At 70.8% G+C, this 19335-nt stretch carries 16 protein-coding genes; 12 read left to right on the top strand and 4 right to left on the bottom strand.

All coding sequences use genetic code 11. The features are described 5' to 3' along the window. Positions 1-17 precede the first annotated feature (17 nt). The 3 genes from AC1HC7_RS15360 to AC1HC7_RS15350 all read left to right on the top strand — a co-directional run bounded on the left by AC1HC7_RS15360 (position 18) and on the right by AC1HC7_RS15350 (position 2041). Positions 18-518 (top strand): hypothetical protein, encoded by a 501-nt coding sequence (locus AC1HC7_RS15360; protein WP_479499189.1) that lies wholly within the window; start codon positions 18-20, stop codon positions 516-518. A 164-nt stretch (positions 519-682) separates the two neighbouring features. After that, complete coding sequence (gene leuB / locus AC1HC7_RS15355; RefSeq protein ID WP_479495736.1) at positions 683-1789, top strand: 3-isopropylmalate dehydrogenase; 1107 nt, start codon at positions 683-685, stop codon at positions 1787-1789. 3 nt (positions 1790-1792) lie between these two features. Further along, positions 1793-2041, top strand: coding sequence for a CBU_0592 family membrane protein (locus AC1HC7_RS15350; protein WP_479495737.1), 249 nt, complete (start codon positions 1793-1795; stop codon positions 2039-2041). Between the two features lie 37 nt (positions 2042-2078). Here the strand turns inward: AC1HC7_RS15350 and AC1HC7_RS15345 are convergent, their stop codons facing one another. Then, the gene (locus AC1HC7_RS15345; protein ID WP_479495738.1) at positions 2079-2555 is read right to left on the bottom strand and encodes a DUF1203 domain-containing protein; all 477 of its coding nucleotides are present in this window, start codon (positions 2553-2555) and stop codon (positions 2079-2081) included. A gap of 135 nt (positions 2556-2690) precedes the next feature. Here AC1HC7_RS15345 and purD point away from each other — a divergent pair, with 135 nt between their 5' ends. Then, positions 2691-3971, top strand: coding sequence for a phosphoribosylamine--glycine ligase (gene purD / locus AC1HC7_RS15340; RefSeq protein WP_479495739.1), 1281 nt, complete (start codon positions 2691-2693; stop codon positions 3969-3971). A gap of 37 nt (positions 3972-4008) precedes the next feature. Here the strand turns inward: purD and AC1HC7_RS15335 are convergent, their stop codons facing one another. Further along, on the bottom strand, positions 4009-4470 hold the full coding sequence (locus AC1HC7_RS15335; RefSeq protein WP_479495740.1) for a hypothetical protein: 462 nt from the start codon (positions 4468-4470) through the stop codon (positions 4009-4011). 224 nt (positions 4471-4694) lie between these two features. On the opposite strand from AC1HC7_RS15335, the gene AC1HC7_RS15330 reads away from it, so the two are divergent. Then, positions 4695-6383 carry an NAD(P)H-dependent oxidoreductase subunit E gene (locus tag AC1HC7_RS15330; protein WP_479495741.1) on the top strand — a complete coding sequence of 563 codons (1689 nt, stop codon included), beginning with the start codon at positions 4695-4697 and terminating at the stop codon, positions 6381-6383. Between the two features lie 22 nt (positions 6384-6405). Here AC1HC7_RS15330 and AC1HC7_RS15325 read toward each other — a convergent pair whose 3' ends face one another. Next, positions 6406-7041 carry a GntR family transcriptional regulator gene (locus AC1HC7_RS15325; RefSeq protein WP_479495742.1) on the bottom strand — a complete coding sequence of 212 codons (636 nt, stop codon included), beginning with the start codon at positions 7039-7041 and terminating at the stop codon, positions 6406-6408. Between the two features lie 296 nt (positions 7042-7337). Next, positions 7338-9128, bottom strand: coding sequence for an ATP-binding protein (locus AC1HC7_RS15320; protein WP_479495743.1), 1791 nt, complete (start codon positions 9126-9128; stop codon positions 7338-7340). A 505-nt stretch (positions 9129-9633) separates the two neighbouring features. On the opposite strand from AC1HC7_RS15320, the gene AC1HC7_RS15315 reads away from it, so the two are divergent. From AC1HC7_RS15315 to AC1HC7_RS15285, 7 genes are all read left to right on the top strand, one after another. Next, positions 9634-11022: an MATE family efflux transporter gene (locus AC1HC7_RS15315; protein WP_479495744.1), complete on the top strand. Its 1389-nt coding sequence runs from the start codon at positions 9634-9636 to the stop codon at positions 11020-11022. A 166-nt stretch (positions 11023-11188) separates the two neighbouring features. Then, positions 11189-12178: a DMT family transporter gene (locus AC1HC7_RS15310; protein WP_479499188.1), complete on the top strand. Its 990-nt coding sequence runs from the start codon at positions 11189-11191 to the stop codon at positions 12176-12178. A 237-nt stretch (positions 12179-12415) separates the two neighbouring features. Beyond that, a complete protein-coding gene (locus tag AC1HC7_RS15305) occupies positions 12416-13678 on the top strand; it encodes an NAD(P)/FAD-dependent oxidoreductase (RefSeq protein WP_479495746.1) in 1263 nt (420 codons plus the stop codon). Positions 13679-13843: 165 nt separating this feature from the next. Then, complete coding sequence (locus tag AC1HC7_RS15300) at positions 13844-16336, top strand: heavy metal translocating P-type ATPase (protein WP_479495747.1); 2493 nt, start codon at positions 13844-13846, stop codon at positions 16334-16336. After that, positions 16333-16731 carry a Cu(I)-responsive transcriptional regulator gene (cueR, locus tag AC1HC7_RS15295; protein WP_479495748.1) on the top strand — a complete coding sequence of 133 codons (399 nt, stop codon included), beginning with the start codon at positions 16333-16335 and terminating at the stop codon, positions 16729-16731. Before AC1HC7_RS15300 ends, cueR begins: the two co-directional genes overlap by 4 nt. Positions 16732-16903: 172 nt before the next feature. Next, positions 16904-18097: a polysaccharide pyruvyl transferase family protein gene (locus AC1HC7_RS15290; RefSeq protein ID WP_479495749.1), complete on the top strand. Its 1194-nt coding sequence runs from the start codon at positions 16904-16906 to the stop codon at positions 18095-18097. Next, on the top strand, positions 18094-19299 hold the full coding sequence (locus AC1HC7_RS15285) for a Coenzyme F420 hydrogenase/dehydrogenase, beta subunit C-terminal domain (RefSeq protein WP_479495750.1): 1206 nt from the start codon (positions 18094-18096) through the stop codon (positions 19297-19299). The genes AC1HC7_RS15290 and AC1HC7_RS15285 overlap by 4 nt, the downstream gene beginning before the upstream one ends. Positions 19300-19335 lie beyond the last annotated feature (36 nt).

Genomic DNA, 19335 nt, shown 5'->3' with positions numbered 1-19335 from the left:
CAGCAGGAGAAACGGCGATGGCCGAAACCATGATCAACGGAATGACGCTGCGACTGCAGGCGCCCGCGACCCTGACCAGAGCGCAGGCGGACCCGGAGAGCCCGGATTACGCGCCGCTCGAAGCGATGCTCACCCTGACCTTCGCCAATGAAACCGGCGCGCCGATCGCCGCGCCGCTGGCCGAGATCGAGGCCGGGATGGTGCTGGTCTACCGCGTGGCGGACAACCCGGCGCCGCTGGTCGACAACCACGTGCCGCCGCCCCCCGATGACGGCGCGGTCGCGACGCTGGCGCCCGGGCAAAGCCATGTCGCGCGGCTGGGCATGGGGTTTCCGTCGCATCTGATCCGCCCGACCGAGGACGCGCCGACGCGCCTGCAGGTCTGCCTGCGCTGGGATGCCGGCTGGCTGCGCGAAAAGAATTACCCGCCGGGCGCGGTGGGCTGGAACCCTTCCTTCGAGATCTGCGAGACGGTGACCGTCACGCTCGACGGCCCGGACGCCGCACCCGCGGACTGAACCCGCGGACTGACCCAAGGTCGGGCGCAGGGCCTTTGGCGCAGAGCCTGGCCCAGGCTGCGGCCTGCGGCGCGGCCCGCGCGCCGCGGGCTTGACCTTGCCGGACTGGCTCGCTATCGGCCAATGACACCAAAGAAAACCAGTTGGCCAAGAGGACGCGCGCGATGACCAATCCTTCTCTCCTGATCCTGCCCGGCGACGGCATCGGCCCCGAGGTGATGGCCGAAGTGCGCAAGATCATCGACTGGTGCGCGGCCAAGCGCGATTTCACCATCGACGTGAGCGAGGATCTGGTCGGCGGCTGCGCCTATGACGCCCACGGCACGCCGCTGCATGACGACACCATGGCCAAGGCGCAAGCGGTTGACGCGGTGCTGCTGGGCGCGGTGGGCGGGCCGAAATACGACGATCTTGATTTCTCGGTGAAGCCCGAGCGCGGGCTGCTGCGGCTGCGCAAGGAAATGGACCTGTTCGCCAATCTGCGCCCGGCGCAGTGCTTTGACGCGCTGGCGGATTTTTCCTCGCTGAAAAGGGAGGTCGTGTCGGGCCTCGACATCATGATCGTGCGCGAACTGACCTCGGGCGTGTATTTCGGCGAGCCGCGCGGCATCACCGGGTCCGGCGACGACCGCGTCGGCGTCAACACCCAGCGCTACACCACGGCGGAAATCCGCCGGGTGGCGCGCGCCGCCTTCGAACTGGCGCGCAAGCGCGACAACAGGCTGTGTTCGATGGAAAAGGCCAACGTGATGGAAAGCGGCATCCTCTGGCGCGAGGAGGTCACCTGGGTGCATCAGAACGAATATCCCGATGTGGCGCTGTCGCACATGTACGCCGACAACGGCGCCATGCAGCTGGTGCGCTGGCCCAAGCAGTTCGACGTGATCGTCACCGACAACCTGTTCGGCGACATTCTCAGCGACTGCGCGGCGATGCTGACCGGCAGCCTCGGGATGCTGCCCTCGGCGTCGCTCGGCGCGCCCATGGCCAACGGACGGCCCAGGGCGATGTATGAGCCGGTGCACGGCTCGGCCCCCGACATCGCCGGGCAGGGCAAGGCCAACCCCATCGCCTGCATCCTCAGCTTTGCCATGGCGCTGCGCTATTCCTACGACCGGGGCGACGAGGCGGCGCGGCTTGAAAAGGCCGTGGAGCAGGTGCTGGCGGACGGCGTGCGCACTGCCGATCTGGGGCAGGTGGAGGGCGGGCGCTCGGTGTCCACCGCGGGCATGGGCGACGCCATCGTCGCCGCGCTCGACGCGTCGCTGTAGCGCATGTGGGCCGATTTCACGCTCGCGGACGGCGTGGGCGTGGTCGGCTCGCTGATGATATGCGCCGCCTATTGGGCGGTGTCGGCGGGCAAGACGGCGCCCGACGGCCTGCGCTATCAGGGCGCGAACGCGGTGGGGTCGATCCTGCTGCTGTTTTCGCTGTATTTCCGACCCAATCCCGGGGCCATCGTCATCGAGGCCCTGTGGCTGTTCATTGCCGTCACCGTGCTGTGGCGCATTTTTCGTCGCTGAAGCCGCGCCGCCGGGGGCGCGGTCATGGGGCGCGCGGTCATGGGGCGGCGCGCTCGACCCGGAACAGATAGCAGTTGTTGGTCGACGAGCGGACATGGACATAGGCCGTCAGCGGATCGTCGAGGATCCGCGCGCAGGCCTCGGCCATGTCGGGGCCCGGCACGATGCGTCCCGTGCCGTAGTGGATCCGGTCAGTGCCGAGATACCCCTTCACCAGCACCGCGCCGGCGTTGGCGAAGCGCGCGGGCGGGGTCGCGCCCGCGTGGCGCGCGCAGGCCTCGGCGCACAGGAAAATCGGGCCGGTCTCGGCATAGGGCCCGGTTTGGGCAAACGGCCGGTGGGCGAGGATGAGCATCCCGGCGCCCGCGGGCACATCGGCCAGACAATGGCGGCAGGGTTTGCCGGCGCCGTCGGACACCGCGCGCTCCGCCGCATGGCCATAGGCGTCGGGGGCGCCGGCGCGCAGGGCCTCGACCTCGGCGGTGGGCATGGCGATCCAGTTCAGTGCGGTCATGGGGGTCTCCGTCGTTGCGTCGCGCAGACCCTGACGCCGCAGGCGGCGATCCGCCACCCGGATCTTGCGGCGCATGGCTGGACGGCCTCCGGGGCGCGCATTACAAGCGGCCCGGAAGGCAAACCGGAGGCGCAGATGGACATCCTCATTCTCGGCGGCGGCGGGCGCGAGCACGCGCTGGCCTGGGCGATCGCCAAAAGCCCGCTCTGCGATCGGCTGATCTGCGCGCCGGGCAACGCCGGCATCGCGGCGCTGGCCGAATGCCGGGCGCTCGACATCGTTGACCCCGCCGCCGTCACCGCGTTCTGCAAGGCCGAAGCGGTGGATTTCGTCATCGTCGGGCCGGAAGCGCCGCTGGCCGCCGGGGTCTCGGACGCGCTGCGCGACGCGGGTTTCCAGGTGTTCGGCCCGTCGCGCGCCGCCGCCGCGCTGGAAGCGTCGAAAACCTTCGCCAAACGCATCTGCGACGCCTGCGGCGCGCCGACCGCCGGCTGGGCGCGCTTTGACGCCGCCGCCCCCGCGCGCGCCCATATCCGCAAGACCGGCGCGCCGGTGGTGGTCAAGGCCGACGGGCTGGCCGCGGGCAAGGGCGTGGTGGTGGCCGAAACCGAGGCGCAGGCGCTCGACGCCGTCGACGACATGTTCGCCGGCGCCTATGGCGCGGCGGGCGCGGCGGTGGTGATCGAGGAATTCATGCAGGGCGAGGAGGCCAGCTTCTTCGTCCTCGCCGATGGCGAGACGGTGCTGCCGCTGGCCGCCGCGCAGGACCACAAGCGCGCCTTCGACGGCGACAAGGGCCCCAACACCGGCGGCATGGGGGCCTTTTCCCCGACCCCGGCCATGGACGCCGACATGCAGCGCCGCGCGCTGGACGAGATCATCCGCCCCACCATCGCCGAGATGGCCAGGCGCGGCGCGCCCTTCGCCGGGGTGCTGTTCGCCGGGCTGATGATCGACCGCGACGCGCCGCGCGCGAAACAGCTGCGGCTGGTGGAATACAACGTGCGGTTCGGCGACCCGGAATGCCAGGCGATGCTGATGCGGCTGCAAAGCGACCTGCTGCCGGCGCTGATCGCCTGCGCGACCGGCGGGCTGTCGGATATCGCGCTCGACTGGCGCGACGACGCCGCCATTTCCGTGGTGCTGGCGGCGAAGGGCTACCCGGGCGCCCATGCCAGGGGCGAGGCGATCGGCGGGCTGGCCGCGGCCGCCGCCGACCCGGATGTGGAGGTGTTCCACGCCGGAACCCGGGCCGATGGCGACAAGGTGCTGTCCAATGGCGGACGGGTGCTGAACGTCACCGCGCGCGGCGCCTCGCTGGCCCAGGCCCGGGCGCGGGCCTACGCGGCGATCGCGAAGATCGACTGGCCGGGCGGGGTCCATCGCGGCGACATCGGTTGGCGGGCGCTCGACTGAGCCGCGATCGCACCGGGCCCGCCGAGACCGCCGGGGCTCAGCTCGTCTGCGCCGGACCGCAGGCAAGCGGGCTGTCGTCGATGGCCCCGACCCGCTGCACCGCGCCGTTGACGCCCACCACCCAGATTTCGCCGTCGAGGCGCATGTGGCGGAAACAATGCGGCGCCCCTTCGCCAAAATCAAAGCAGTAGAGCTGTCCCTTGCGTTCCCAGCGCGCTTCAAGGCATTGGCCGCCGGGCAGCTGGAAGGTAACGACATCGACATCGGCGAAATAGCGTTCGCGCCCGAACAGGCCGGATTCGTCATAATACCAGACAGTGCGGCCCCGGGTCAGCGCGCGCCATTCGCGCAGCTCGATGTCCTCGCCCTCGCTCAGCAGCACGCGCAGATCCGGCGGCGTCCGGCTGGCGGCCTGCGCCCCAACCCCCGCGCCCAACCCTGCGACAAGCGCGAAGCCGATGATCGCCGCGCCAAGGAACCTGCTGAGCTGGGTCGACAAATCCGGTCCTCCAACCTGGTGCGCAAACCGCCAAGCGCCGCGGCGGCCTAGCCTGATCAGGCCCGCCCGGCGCGCGCGCGTCAAGCGGAGTCCGGTTTCGCGTCGCTTTGGCCGCAATCATGTCCAGCCCATGCAACTGGGCGTCGGAATTCGGCTATTGTCATCGCCGGTTCGGGTCTAGTCTGCGCGCAATGGGCCGGGAAACAGGGCGACGGAGACGGATCATGGCGCTGGACGAACGCAAGGGCGTATGGAAATCGGGGCGCGGCAAGGGGCGTCGCACGCCCAAGGGGCGCCAGTTCGACGATGCGGCGCTGGCGGAGGTGCGCGCGCTGCTCGGCGACCGCCCGCGCCGCCGGGATCTGCTGATCGAGCATCTGCATCTGATCCAGGACCGCTTCGGGCATCTGTCGGCGGCGCATCTGCGCGCGCTGGCCGAGGAGATGAGCCTTGCCCAGGCGGAAATCTACGAGGTCGCCAGCTTCTACGCGCATTTCGACCTGGTGAAGGAGGACGAGGCCCCGCCCCCGGCGCTCACCATCCGGGTCTGCGACAGCCTGAGCTGCGAGATGGCCGGCGCGCAGGCGCTGAAATCGGCGCTCGAATCCGGGCTGGACCCGGCTGAGGCGCGGGTGCTGCGCGCCCCGTGCATGGGCCGCTGCGACACCGCGCCGGTGCTGGAGATCGGCCACAACCACATCGACCGCGCGACGCCGGAAAAGGTCGCCGCCGCCATCGCGGCGCGGGATTTTCACGCCCATCTGCCGGATTACGAGGCGCTCGACGCCTATCGCGCGGCGGGCGGCTATGACCAGCTCGCGGCGCTGCGCGGCGGCGCCCGCACCCCCGAACAGGTGCAGGATGCGCTGCTGGAGTCCGGCCTGCGCGGGCTCGGCGGCGCCGGTTTTCCGTCGGGGCGAAAATGGTCCTTCGTGCGGTCCGAAGACGGGCCGCGCTATCTTGCGGTCAATGGCGACGAGGGCGAGCCGGGCACCTTCAAGGACCGCTTCTGGCTTGAGCGCACGCCGCATCTTTTCCTCGAAGGCATGCTGATCGCCGCCTGGGCGGTCGAGGCGGAAACCTGCTTCATCTACATGCGCGACGAATACCCCGCGGTGCTGGAAATCCTGCGCCGGGAAATCGCGGCGCTTGAGGCGGCGGGCCTCGCCGCGCCGGGTTTCATCGACCTGCGGCGCGGCGCCGGCGCCTATATCTGCGGCGAGGAAAGCGCCATGCTGGAAAGCATCGAGGGCAAGCGCGGCCTGCCGCGCCACCGCCCGCCCTATGTGGCGCAGGTGGGGCTGTGGGGCCGCCCGACGCTGGTGCACAACGTGGAAACCCTGCACTGGGTGGCGCGCATCTGTCGCGAAGGGCCCGCGGTTCTGAACGCGACGGAAACGAACGGCCGCCGCGGCCTGCGCAGCTATTCGGTGTCGGGGCGGGTGAAGCGGCCGGGCGTGCATCTGCTGGCGGCGGGATCGACCATCGCCGACGTGATCGAGGCGGCGGGCGGCATGCTGGACGGTCACGCGTTCGCCGCCTATCAGCCGGGCGGGCCGTCCTCGGGGCTGCTGCCGGCCTCGATGAACGACATCCCGCTGGATTTCGACACGCTGCAGCCTCATGGCAGCTTCATCGGCTCGGCGGCGGTGGTGGTGCTGTCGGATCAGGACCGGGTGCGGGACGCGGCGCTCAACATGCTGCGCTTCTTCGAGGATGAAAGCTGCGGCCAGTGCAGCCCGTGCCGGGTGGGTTGCGAAAAGGCGGTGAAGCTGATGCAGGCGGATCGCTGGGATCGCGGCTTGCTGGAAGACCTGTGCGAGGCCATGGCCGACGCCTCGATCTGCGGGCTGGGTCAGGCGGCGCCGAACGCCATCCGCCTGACCATGAAGCATTTTCCGGAGGATGTCTGACTCGGCGACCAATGGCCGAAGGTCAACGCGCCGCCTCCAGCTTGAGCCGCGTCGAATAGGCGTTGGAGATATGCCGGCAGGCCGCGGCTTCGGCGCCTGCCTCGTCGCGCGCCTCCACCGCGCGCGCGATGGCGTCATGTTCGGCCACCGTCGCCGCGCCCCGCGCCGGATCGGCCAGCGAGGCGCCGGTGAGCAGCGCCATGGAGCGCCGCATGCCTTCGAGCATCGAATTCAGGTAGCGATTGTGCGAGGCCCGGTGCAGTTGCCGGTGGAAGCGGCGATTGTTGTCGCGCAGCGCCGTCACGTCATCGGCGCAGGCGCGGCTTTCCTCGACCAGCGCGCGCAGGACCTGCATTTCCTCGGGCGCCGCGTGGCGCGCCGCCAGCCGCGCCGCCAGGCCCTCGACCACCGCGCGCACCTCGTAGAGCTCGCCAAGCTGGTCGTGGTCCAGCGAGGCCACCACCAGCCCGCGCCGCCCGTCATGGGTGACGACGCCCTGGCTGTCGAGCCGGCCCAGCGCCTCGCGGATCGGGGTGCGCGAAACGTTGAAGCGCTCCGCCAGCTCGGTTTCCACAAGCCGGCCGCCGGGCGGGTAGTCGCCGCGGTCTATGGCGTCAAGGATCAGGGTGTAGGCGTCGGCGCCCGTGTCTCGGCTCATCATGCGTCTCCCAGTATGCGGCAGTGTCCCCCGATCCGCGCAGGGGCGCAACGGGCGCCGCAACGGGGCGCTCAATTCCGGGCGGCCGGTCACGCCGCCCATGACAGCCTATGGAGCGCCGGCCGCGCGGTCAGCCGGTCCGCATGCGCGTCCCTTTCCGCCCGGTCCCGCGGCGCGGGAAACCAGCGCATGATCGCCGGATCGGCGTTGAGCGCCGCGAAGGGCGCGCGGTTCGATTTCCGGAACGGCCGCGGGATCAGGCGCGCGGGGTTGATCATGCCGCGCCGGGCGCCGGGTCAGACCGCCTGCAGGCGCGAGGCCGGCGACAGGTCGAGATTCTGCGTGGCGTTGTAGATTTCGGTGGCCAGCGCGCGCTGATCGATGGGCTTGGTGGCGTAGCCGTCCATGCCCATGGCCAGATAGCGGTCGCGGTCGCCCTCCATGGCGTCGGCGGTGAGCGCGATGATGCGCACATTGGCCCAGGGCCGGTCCGAGGCGCGGATGCAGCGCAGGGTCTCGCGCCCGTTCATCACCGGCATGTGGATGTCGAGCAGCACCAGATCGAAGGGCTCCTCCTCCAGCTTCTGCAGCGCCACGAGGCCGTTTTCGGCGTCGACCACCCGCGCGGTGAACCCCTTGAGCAGCATGCGGATCAGCATCCGGTTGGTGGCGGTGTCATCCACGACCAGCACCCGCAGGCGGCTGTCGATGTCCTTCAGTTCGCGGTCGTTGATGGCGCCGCCATGGGCGGTGTCCGCGGGGCTCGGGGCCAGGGCCTCGGCCTCCATGGTCAGGGTGAAGCAGGCGCCGCCGGTGGCGCGGCGGCGCGCCTTCACGTCGCCGCCCGACAGCCGCGCGATCTGACGGGTCACCGACAGGCCCAGCCCGGTGCCGCCGTAGCGGCGGTTGATCGAGGAATCAGCCTGGGTGAAGGGCGTGAAGATGGCGTCGAGCTGATCGGTGTTGATGCCGATGCCGGTGTCCGAGACCTCGAACACCAGGATGTTTTCGCCGTCCGGCCCCTCGCGCGCCGACACCGAGACCACGACTTCGCCGTTCTCGGTGAATTTCAGCGCGTTGGAGACCAGGTTGCCGATGCACTGGCGCAGGCGGATCGGATCGAGCATCATGCGCGTGGGCACGTCCGGCGCCACCTGCATGGAGAATTCCAGGCCTTTTTCCTCGGCCTGCGCCGCCCACATGGGGCGCTGGGTGTCCAGCAGCCGGCGCAGATCGGTGGGCACGCGGGCGATTTCCATGCGCCCGGCCTCGATCTTGGACAGGTCGAGCACGTCGTTGAGCACGCCGGTCAGCACCGCGCCCGAGCTGAGGATCGCGTCCACCTGCTGGCGCTGTTCGGCGGTGAGTTCGCTGCGCGCCAGCGCCTGGGCCATGCCCATCACCCCGTTCAGCGGGGTGCGGATTTCGTGGCTGGTGTTGGCGAGGAAGATCGACTTGGTGGCGTTGGCGCTTTCCGCCTCGGTGCGCGCCCGGCGCGAGGCGCGCAGCGCCGCGTGCAGCTGGCGCGTGGCGCGACTGTTTTCCAGCGCCGCGATGATGAAGTAGAACAGGAACATGGCCACGCCGAGGATCATCGGCGCCGCGTCCAGCAGATCGATCTGCGCCCGTTCCCGATACAGGATCACCGCCGGCATCAGCGCCATGTAGGCGGCCGCCGGGGCCCCCATCATGGTCATCAGCCGGCGCGAATGGGCGAAATAGACGATGGTGTGCAGCAAGCTGCCGATGAGGATCAGGAAGGCGAAGATCAGGTCGAAGATGCTGCCGTAGATCCAGATGAAAAGGCTCGCCGCCCCGAAGGACAGCCCGCCCCAGATGAAGTTCGCCTCCATCATGTGCTGCCAGCGCGCGGGCGGTTCGCGATTGACGCAGGCGCGCTGGTAGACGATCAGCTCGATGCCCTCGTTGAGCGCGATGGCGATGCTCCAGGCCAGCAGCATCTGCGCGCCGGCGGTCTTGTAGACCACCAGCGCCACGATCAGGGTGGCGAAGAAACGGCCGGGCGCGCCCTCGTGCAATTCCTGGAGGATCCGCAGATTCGCCTTGGTTTCGTCAATGCTGGTCATGCGCCACGCCGTTCAGGATCGGGGCCCGGGATCGCGCCGGGTCTGCGGTGGCCGGCTTGCCGTCGGCCGGGGTCTGGTCTTGCCTTCGATATCTTGTCCATTCAGGGGCTTGGCCCGTGATTCGTCCCGCGTCCATGCGAACGCGCCGGTTTTCTGTTACGCTGAATCCACTAACGCTTTGGTCACGGCTGCGCGATTTTCCGGCGCCGGTTTACTGTTTTCCCAAGCAGCTTCACATATGAGCCGGGGCTGCGTCGCCTTAAAATTGCGTCAAAACGAAACGCGCCGTGGCGCCGTGGCCGCATGGCGTCACGATTGCGGCCTCCGTTGCGGGGGGCGATTGCGCGACGCCGCGCCCGGCATTACCGCTGTCCGGGCGGCCCGCGCCGCGTTGCGTCCGCGGTCCGGCCCCCTGCGCCATCGTTCCGAGCCCCGCCGAACCCGTCGTCCCTGCGCCGGACGCCGCCCCGCCCGCCTGGCCGCCGCCCCGCAAAGGAGCCCCGCAATGCCCCACGGCGAGACCGACTCGCGCGGCGCCTTTCACGGCTGGGGCGCCGAGGCGATCGCCACGGCGCGGCTGGCCTGGCCGCTGGTGATGGCGCAGCTCGCCACCATCGCGATCAACGCCACCGACGTGGTGATGATGGGCTGGCTCGGGGCCGACTATCTGGCGGCGGGCACGCTGGCCTCGGCCATGCTGCACCCGTTGCTGATGTTCGGGGTCGGCGTCACCACCGCATCGGCGCCGCTGATCGCGCAGGCGATCGGGGCGCGGGCGTATCGTTCGGTGCGCCGATCGACGCGGCAGGGGCTGTGGGTGGGGCTGGCCCTGTCCGCGATCATGGTGATTGCGCTCACCAATTCGACGCCGCTGTTCGCGCTGTTCGGGCAGGATCCCGGACTGTCGCGGCTGGCGGCGCGCTACCTGGATTTCGCCGCCTGGTTCTTCATCCCCGCCTTCATGGCGGTGGCGCTGCGCGGCTTCGTGTCGGCGCAGGGGAAGACGCGGGTGGTGCTGGCGATCTCGGTGATCGGCATCTTCGTCAACGCGCTGGGCAACTACGCGCTGATGTTCGGCAATTTCGGCCTGCCGAGGCTGGAGCTGCGCGGCGCCGGGATCAGCACGACATTCGTGCATCTGGCGATGTTCCTGCTGCTGCTGGGCTACATCGTCACCCATCGCAAATACAAGCGCTTTGCGATTCTGGTGCGGTTCTGGAAACCCGACTGGCCGCGTTTCTGGCGGATCCTGCGGCTGGGCGCGCCGATCGGCGCGGCCATGGCTTCGGAATCGGCGCTGTTCGCGGGCGCGGCGGCGCTGATCGGCTGGCTGGGCGCCGAGGCGCTGGCCGCCCATGCCATCGCCTCGCAGCTGGCGGCGGTGGCCTTCATGGTCCCGCTGGGGTTGAGCCACGCCACCACCATCCGCGTCGGGCTCGCCCATGGGCGGCGCGACCGGGCGGCGGCGGCGCGCGCCGGCTGGGTGTCGATCGCCATGGCCACCGGGGCCATGTGCCTGACCGCCATGGCGTTCTGGCTGACCCCCTACCCGCTGATCCACATGTTCCTCGACCCCGCCGACCCCGCCAATGCCGGAGCGATCGCGCTGGCGGCGAGCTATCTGGGCATCGCCGCGCTGTTCCAGCTGGTCGACGGCATGCAGGTCGCCGCCGCCGCGGCGCTGCGCGGCATGAACGACACCGATGCGCCCATGGTGATCGCGGTGGTGGGCTACTGGGCGGTGGGGCTGCCGGTGGGCTATTTGCTGGGCTTTCCCGGGGGGCTCGACGGGCTCGGGGTGTGGATCGGGCTGGCCACGGGGCTGGCCTTCGCGGCGCTGGCGCTGACCTGGCGCTTCGCCCGGGCCTCGGTTCGGGCCCCGCCGCCGGGCTGAGCCGCTGGCCGCCCGCGCCGGAACCCGGCGTTTGCGACCGCATGTCGGTTTCGGGAGCGACCCGCCGCGCGCGCCGCGGCATTCTCGACGCTGCCGCCGACATCGTTGACATCGCCGAGACAAGGGAGCCCGAATTGCCCGCATCGCCACGCCCCGGACCCCCCGCTTGACCGCCGCCGGCCCTGCCGGCCCTGCCGTCGCCGCGGTTGACGGCGCCGGGCGCGGCATCCTCTGGGCGGTTCTCGGGGTGATCGCGTTTTCCATCCAGGACGTGGTGATCAAATGGCTGAGCGGCGACTATCCGCTGCATGAGGTGGTGCTGTATCGCACGGGCTTCGGGCTGGTCCTGACGCTGCTGTTCATCCGGCTTGAAACCGGCGGCCTGCACCTGAAAACCCGCCGCCCGCTGATGCATCTGCTGCGCGGGCTGTTGATCGTGGTCGCCAACACCGCCTATTTCGCGGCGCTGGCGAGCATGGCCCTGGCCGAAACCATGGCGATCTTCTTCATCGCGCCGCTGATCATCACCGTGCTGTCCGTGCCCATGCTCGGCGAAAGGGTCGGCTGGCCGCGCTGGCTGGCGGTGGGCGTCGGATTTGCCGGGGTGATGCTGATCGTGCGGCCCGCGGGCGGGGATTTCGACTGGATCGCGCTGCTGCCGGCGCTGGCGGCGCTGGCCTACGCGCTGACGCAGCTGCTGACCCGGCCGCTGGGCGTGACCGAGGGCGCGGGGGCGATGTCGTTCTACGTGCAGTTGACGCTGCTGGCGGCCAGCGCCGTCGTCGGGCTGAGCATCGGCGATGGCCGCCTGTCGGGGGGCGGCGGCGCCAATGTGGAATTCCTGGTGCGCGCCTGGGTGCGGCCCAGCCTGGTCGATCTCGGGTTCTTCGCCGCCTCGGGCTGTCTGGTGGCGCTGGGCGCCTATGCGATCTCGCAGGCCTACCGCATCGCCCCGGCGACGGCGGTGGCGCCGTTCGAATACCTGGCGCTGCCCTTCGCGGTGCTGTGGGGGTTTCTGGTGTGGGGCGACCTGCCCGACGCGCCGGCGTCTTTCGGCATCGCGCTGATCGTCTTTGGCGGGCTGTTCGTGATGCATCGCGAACGCCGCGCGCGCAGGCCGGTCGCCGCCAGGCGCCCGATGGCGGCGATCCGCTAGCGCCCCGCGCGGATGCGTTCGTTCCCGGGAGTCTCCATGACGGCGCAGAAGCCGCGGGTCTCCTCGTCCGGCAGAGCAGGGCTTCGACCGTCTGGTCGCGACAGGTCGAAAGGCTGCGGGCCATGACCGGCCCGGTTGCGCTTGACGGGAGCAGGGTTTGCGCGGCTTGCTGCGCCGCAGGTCAGGGACGCCCGCACCGGCGCGTCAATAGAAAGCGCCGCGGCGTCGGGAAAGATCATGGAGCACAATGCCAGCCTCTGGACCGCCACCGCGCCGCCGCCGCCGGCGACGCCGCCGCTGCGGGGCGCGCATCGCTGCGACGTGGCGGTGGTGGGCGGCGGCTACACCGGCCTGAGCGCGGCGCTGACGCTGGCGCGCGCAGGCGCCGCGGTGACGTTGCTGGAGGCGCGCGAGATCGGCTTTGGCGGCTCGGGGCGCAATTCCGGGCTGGTCAATGCCGGGCTGTGGCTGAACCCTGACGACATCCGCGCCCGGCTCGGCGACGCGGCGGAACCGCTGATCGCGGCGCTGAAAACCGCCCCGGCGCATGTGTTCGATCTGATCGCGCGCCATGGCATCGATTGCGAGGCCACGCGAAACGGCACGCTCTGGTGCGCGCGCGACGACGCCGGGCTGCGCAAGATCGAGACCCGCTGCGCGCAGGTCAACGCCGACGGCGCGCAGACGCTGGTGCTGGACGGCGCCGAGGCCCGCGCCCGGCTGGGCGGCGAGGACGTGATCGGCGCCCTGTTCGACCCCGCGGCCGGGACCATCCAGCCCATGGGCTACGCCCGCGGCCTGGCGCGCGCGGCGCTCGCCGCCGGCGCCCGGATCCACGCGCAAAGCCCGGTGGGCCGCTGCGTGCGGGCGGGCAAGGGCTGGACGCTGTCCACCCCGCAGGGCGCGGTGACGGCGGATCGGGCGATCCTCGGCCTCAACGCCTATGGCGAGGGCTGCTGGCCCGAGATCGCCGCCGCGCAGATCCCGCTCGGGATATTTCACATGGCCACGGCGCCGCTGGGCGAGGCCGCGCGGGGCATCCTGCCCGGCGGCGAGGGCGCGTGGAGCGCCGAGTCCATCCTGTCCATATGGCGGCGCGACCGGGCCGGGCGGTTGATCCTGGGATCGATCGGCGACGCCGGAGGCGCAACCGGTGCGATCCACCGCGCCTGGGCCCTGCGCGCGACGGCGGCGATGTTTCCGCAGCTGGGACCGGTCAGCATCGAACGCGCCTGGACCGGGCGGGTGGCGATGACCGGCGACCACCTGCCCGCCTGTCACGAGATCGCGCCGGGGATCGTCACCTTCGCCGGATTCAACGGGCGCGGCATCGGGCCTGGCACGGTGATCGGCGGGCTGCTGGCGCGCCACGCGCTGGGCGACGGATCGGCGCTGCCGCTGGCCGCCTCGCCGCTGGCGCCGGCGCCGCTGCGCAGGGTGCGCGAGCTGTTCTTCAGCCTCGGCGCGGCGGCGGCGCATCTTGTCGCGGCGCGAGGCTGACCCCGCGCCGCCCGTCCGCGACCCGGAAATTCAACGACAAATCGCCGCGGCTTGACGTTGCGGCGCTTGACCCTCCAGTTACTGGAAGCACCAGTTACTCAGGCGACGATCTCGGCGCGCGCGTGATTCGCGGCCCCGAACGCTGTGCAAAGACGGAGAGTCGCGATGTCGCATGCCCGAACCCCGACCCCCACGGACGCGACGTCGCCGCGCGCCATCGCCTTTGACGTCACCGGCATGACCTGCGCGGGCTGCGCGGGGCGGGTGGAAAAGGCGCTCGCGGCGACGCCGGGGGTGCGCGCCGCCTCGATCAACCTGGCGCTGGAGCGCGCCGAGGTGGAGGGCGACGCCGCCCCCGAGGCGCTGGTGAACGCGGTGCGCGAGACCGGATTCGGAGTGCGCGAGGCGCAGGTGGATCTGTCGATCGCCGGCATGTCCTGCGCCAACTGCGCCGGGCGCGCCGAAAAGGCCATGGCGGCGCTGCCCGGGGTGCTGGAGGCCAATGTCAACCTGGCCATCGACAGCGCCAGCGTGCGCTACCTGCCGGCGATGGTCGACGCGGCGCGCATCGCACAGGCCGCGACCGAGGCGGGCTACGCGGCGGCGATCCGCGACTCCGGCGGCCCCGACCCGCAGGAGGAGGAAGCGAAGGCCGCCGCCAGACGCGACCTGATCGACGTGATCCTGGCGATGGTTCTGGCGGCGCCGCTGGTGGCGCAGATGGTCTCCGTGGCGCTGGGGCTGGGCATGCATCTGCCGGTCTGGGCCGAGATTGCGCTTGCCACCCCGGTGCAGTTCTGGGCCGGGCGGCGGTTCTATCGCGGCGCCTGGCACGCCATCCGGGCGCGCGCCGGCAACATGGACGTGCTGGTGGCGATGGGGTCCTCGGCGGCGTATTTCTACAGCCTCTGGATCGTCGCCGCCAGCGGCGCGGCGGCCGGCGGGCAACTGTATTTCGAGGCCTCGGCCGTGATCATCGCGCTGGTGCTGCTGGGCAAGCTGCTTGAGGGGCGCGCCAAGCGATCCGCCGCCGCCGCGCTGCGCGAGTTGATGGCGCTGCGCCCCGAAACCGCCCGGGTGCTGGTGGCCGGAGAGGAGATCGAGCGCCCCATCGCCGAGGTGGCGCTGGGCGACATGGTCGTGGTGCGCCCCGGCGAACGCCTGCCCGTTGACGGGACCATCATGCGCGGCGAGACCGAGCTGGACGAAAGCCTGCTGACCGGCGAATCCATGCCCGTGCACCGGGTGAAGGGCGACGGGGTGACGGCGGGGGCGCTGAACGGCCCCGGGCTGATCCGCATCCGCGCCGAACGAATCGGCGCCGACACCACGCTGGCCAAGATCGGCGAACTGGTGGCCCACGCCCAGACCGGCAAGGCCCCGGTGCAGCGCAAGGTGGACCGGATCAGCGCGGTGTTCGTGCCGGTGGTGCTGGTGATCGCCGCCCTGACCTTCGCGGGCTGGCTGGCGGCGGGCGGCGGCGCCGAAATGGCGTTCCGCGCCGCGATCTCGGTGCTGGTCATCGCCTGCCCCTGCGCGTTGGGGCTGGCGACGCCGGTGACGCTGGTCGCGGGCACCGGCGCCGCGGCCAGAAGCGGCATCCTGATCCGCGACATCGAATCGCTGGAGCGCGCGGCCGCGCTCGACACCATCGTGTTCGACAAGACCGGCACCCTGACCCGCGGCAAGCCGGAACTGGCGGCGCTGGTCTGCGATGGCGTCGACGAGACCCGGGCGCTGACGCTCGCGGCCTCGGCGCAGCGCGGCTCCGAGCATCCGCTGGGCCGGGCCATGGCGGCGGCGGCCGAGTCGCGGGGCCTCGCCACGCGGGACCCCGAGGATTTCCGGGCCGAGATCGGCGCCGGCATCTCGGCGATCGTGGGCGGGGCCCGGGTGCAGGTGGGCACGCGCGATTTCGTCGCCGGCACGCCCTCCGCGACCCTGATCGCCCGGGCCGAGGCGCTGGAGCGAGAGGGCCGCACCGTGGTCTGGATCTCCATCGACGGCGCGGTGCGCGCCGCGGCGGCGCTGGCCGACGCGCCGCGCGACGACGCGCCCGAGGCGATCCGGCGGCTGAATGCGCGGGGGGTGCGCACCATGCTGCTCACCGGCGACAACCGCGCCACGGCGGCGCGCATCGCCGCCACCGTGGGCATCAAGGACGTGGCCGCCGAGGTGAAGCCGGACCAGAAGGCCGAATTCGTGGCCGGGCTGGTGGCCGAGGGTCGCGTGGTCGGCATGGTCGGCGACGGCGTCAACGACGCGCCGGCGCTGGCGGCGGCGGATGTGGGCATCGCCATGGGCGGCGGCGCCGACGCGGCGCGCGAGGCGGCGGGGGTGACGCTGATGCGCTCGCGCCTGCTTCTGATCCCGGCGGCGCTGGACATCGCCGGCGCCACGGCGCGGAAAATCCGCCAGAACCTGTTCTGGGCCTTCGCCTACAACGTGGTCTGCCTGCCGATCGCCGCGGCGGGGCTGCTCAACCCGGCGGTGGCCGGCGCGGCGATGGCGCTGTCCTCGGTGTCGGTGGTGGCCAACGCGCTGCTGCTGAAACGCTGGACCCCGGACATCATGCGCGACATCGACGCGGCGGCGGGTGACGACGCCGCGCCGCGCGCCGCGCTTTCCCCCGCGCTCGAATCAAAGGAAGCGGCATGAACATTTCCGACGTTGCCGGGCAGAGCGGCCTGCCCCCCAAGACCATCCGCTATTACGAGGAGATCGGCCTGGTCAACCCGGCGCGCCGCGACAACGGATACCGGGATTTCAGCCAGGGCGACAGCCACCGGCTGGCGTTTCTGGCCCGCGCCCGCGGGCTCGGCTTCAGCATCGAGGAATGCCGCGCGCTGCTGGACCTGTATGGCGACACCGGGCGCGCCTCGGCGGATGTGAAGAAGATCGCCTCGGCGCATCTGGCCGAGATCGACCGCAAGATCGCCGAATTGGGATCGCTGCGCGCGACGCTGGCCGATCTCATCGATCATTGCCATGGCGACCACCGCCCCGATTGCCCGATCCTCGCGGAACTGGCGGGCGAGGACGACCTGAAATGACGCAGGGGCGGATTTTCGCCGCCCCGGCAAGGATTTGTTTCTTGAATGCGCGCTAGAATCGCCGCATGAAACCGGACGCCCGCGCGCGCCGCCCCGATGACAGGCCCTCAACCGGCCCGTCGGGGCGGCGTGGCGGCGGTTTCGCCGCGTATTCATTGAAGGCCGCCTTGACATGTCGATTGGCTCTCCCGCGAAGCCCGTAACCATCGGATTGCTCTGGCATTCGTGCAATTCCGACAATCTGGGAATCGGGGCGCTGACGGCGGCGCATCTGGCGATTCTGGACAAGGTGGCGGGCGCGGTCGGGGTTCCGGTGCGCTACAAGGCGATCGGCTGGAAGGATCGCCGCGCGCATTACATCACCCGCCCGGACCTGGACATGGCGGAACTGCGCAGCCGCGATCTGGTGAAGCCGAACGGCATGTTCGCGGTGGCGCGGTCCTGCGATCTGGTGCTCGATATCGGGGCCGGGGACAGCTTCGCCGACATCTACGGCGCCAAGCGCTTCGCCAAGAACCTCGCCGCCAAGCTGGCGGTGCTGGCCGCGCGCCGCCCGCTGGTGCTGAGCCCCCAGACACTGGGCCCGTTCGAGGCGGGATGGGCGCGCCGCGCGGCGCTGTTCGTCATCAATCGCGCGCATCGGGTCTGCACCCGCGATTCGCTGTCCACGGCCTTCGTCAAGGACATCGGCTTCGGGGGCGAGGTGCTGGAGGCCACCGACGTCGCCTTCCGCCTGCCCTACGACGCCCCGGCGCCGCGCGCGGACGGCAAGGTGCGGGTCGGGCTGAACCTGTCCGGCCTGCTGTTGAACGGCGGCTATTCCGGCGACAACCAGCTGGGGCTGAAGGGCGATTACCCGGCGCTGGCCCGGGCGCTGATCGAAAATTTTCTGGCGCGCGACAATTGCGAACTGCATCTGGTCGCTCATGTGATCTCGGATTCCATGGCGTTCGAGGATGATTATCGCGCCGCGCAGGCGCTGGCCGGCGAATTCCCCGGCGCGGTGGTGGCGCCGCGGTTCAACCACCCGTCAGAGGCGAAAAGCTACATCGCGGGGCTGGATTTCTTCACCGGATCGCGGATGCACGCCTGCATCGCGGCGTTTTCCAGCGGCGTGCCGGTGCTGCCGCTGGCCTATTCGCGCAAGTTCGGCGGGCTGTTCGGGACGCTGGGCTATGACGAACTTGCCGACTGCAAGACCCTGACCAATGACGAGATCATCGCCCGCATCGACGCCGCGTTCGCCAGCCGCGCGGCGCTGAAGGACAAGATCGCCGAATCGCTGGCGCGCGCCGAGGCTCGGCTGGATCGCTACGAGACCATGCTGGGCGAACTGCTGGTCGGGGTGGCCGGAGGGCGCGCGTGACCTCGCCGTTCCTCGCGCGCGTGGACAAAGGCGATCTCTGCGCCGGCTGCGGATTGTGCGAATCGCTTTCGAACGGCGCCATCGCCATGGATTACGACGCCAAGGGTTGGCTGCGCCCGGTCGCGCGCGCGCCGCTTGATCCGGGGCTGGACGCGCGCCTCGCCGGGCTGTGCCCGGGTCTTGGCATGGAGCAGCGCGCCGAAGGTCGCGAGGATCACGTGCTGTGGGGGCCGCTGGTCGCGGTGCGTTCGGGCCATGCGACGGATTCGGCGCTGCGGCGCAACGCTTCGTCCGGCGGGGCGCTTTCGGCGGTGCTGGCGCATCTGCTGGACACCGGCGCGGCGGATCGCGTGGTGCAGATCGCCGCCGACGCGGCCATGCCCTACGCCAACCGCGTGGTGACCAGCGTTTCGGCGGATGACGTGTTCGCCGCCGCCGGATCGCGCTACGCGCCCTCGGCGCCGCTGGCGGCGATCGACGCGGAACTGGCGCGCGACGGTCGAATAGCCTTCGTCGGCAAACCCTGCGACGTGGCGGCCCTGCGCGCGCTCGGGCGGGTTGATCCGCGCGTCGATGAAAAGGTCGTCGCCATGCTGTCCTTCTTCTGCGCCGGGGTTCCTTCGCTGACCGGGGTGCGGCGGGTGGTGAAAAAGCTTGGCGTCGCCGAAGATGACCTTGCGGCGTTCCGGTTTCGCGGCGACGGCTGGCCCGGCCACGCCGCGGCCACCGCGCGCGATGGGCGCGTTGAAAAAATGTCCTACGCGGACAGCTGGGGCGACATTCTCAGCAAGCATGTGCAGTTTCGCTGCAAGATCTGCCCCGACGGCGTCGGCGGCTTCGCCGATCTGGTCTGCGCCGACAGCTGGGAATGCGACGCGGCGGGCTATCCGCTGTTCGAGGAACAGGACGGCGCCAGCCTGATCGTCAGCCGCACCGCGCGCGGCGAGGCCATCGCACAGGCCGCCATCGCCGCCGGGCGGCTGCGGGCCGAGCCCTTCGACGCGGCGCGCATCGGGGCCATGCAGCCGGGGCAGCTCAACCGCAAGCGCCAGTTGCTGTCGCGGCTGGCGGCGATGACCGTCGCGGGACGGCCGCGCCCGGATTTCACCGGCTTCAACCTGACCAAGGCCGCGCGCCAGGCGCGGGTTTCGGAAAATTTTCGCAGTTTTGTCGGCACATTGCGGCGGCTGTTCCGCCGCTGACCCGCTCGCTGCCCCGCAAACACCGAAAAAGCCGCC

This window comes from Oceanicella sp. (genome assembly GCF_056449545.1).
Note: the sequence above shows the minus strand (reverse complement) of the source record. Positions and strands in the feature narration are given on the sequence as shown.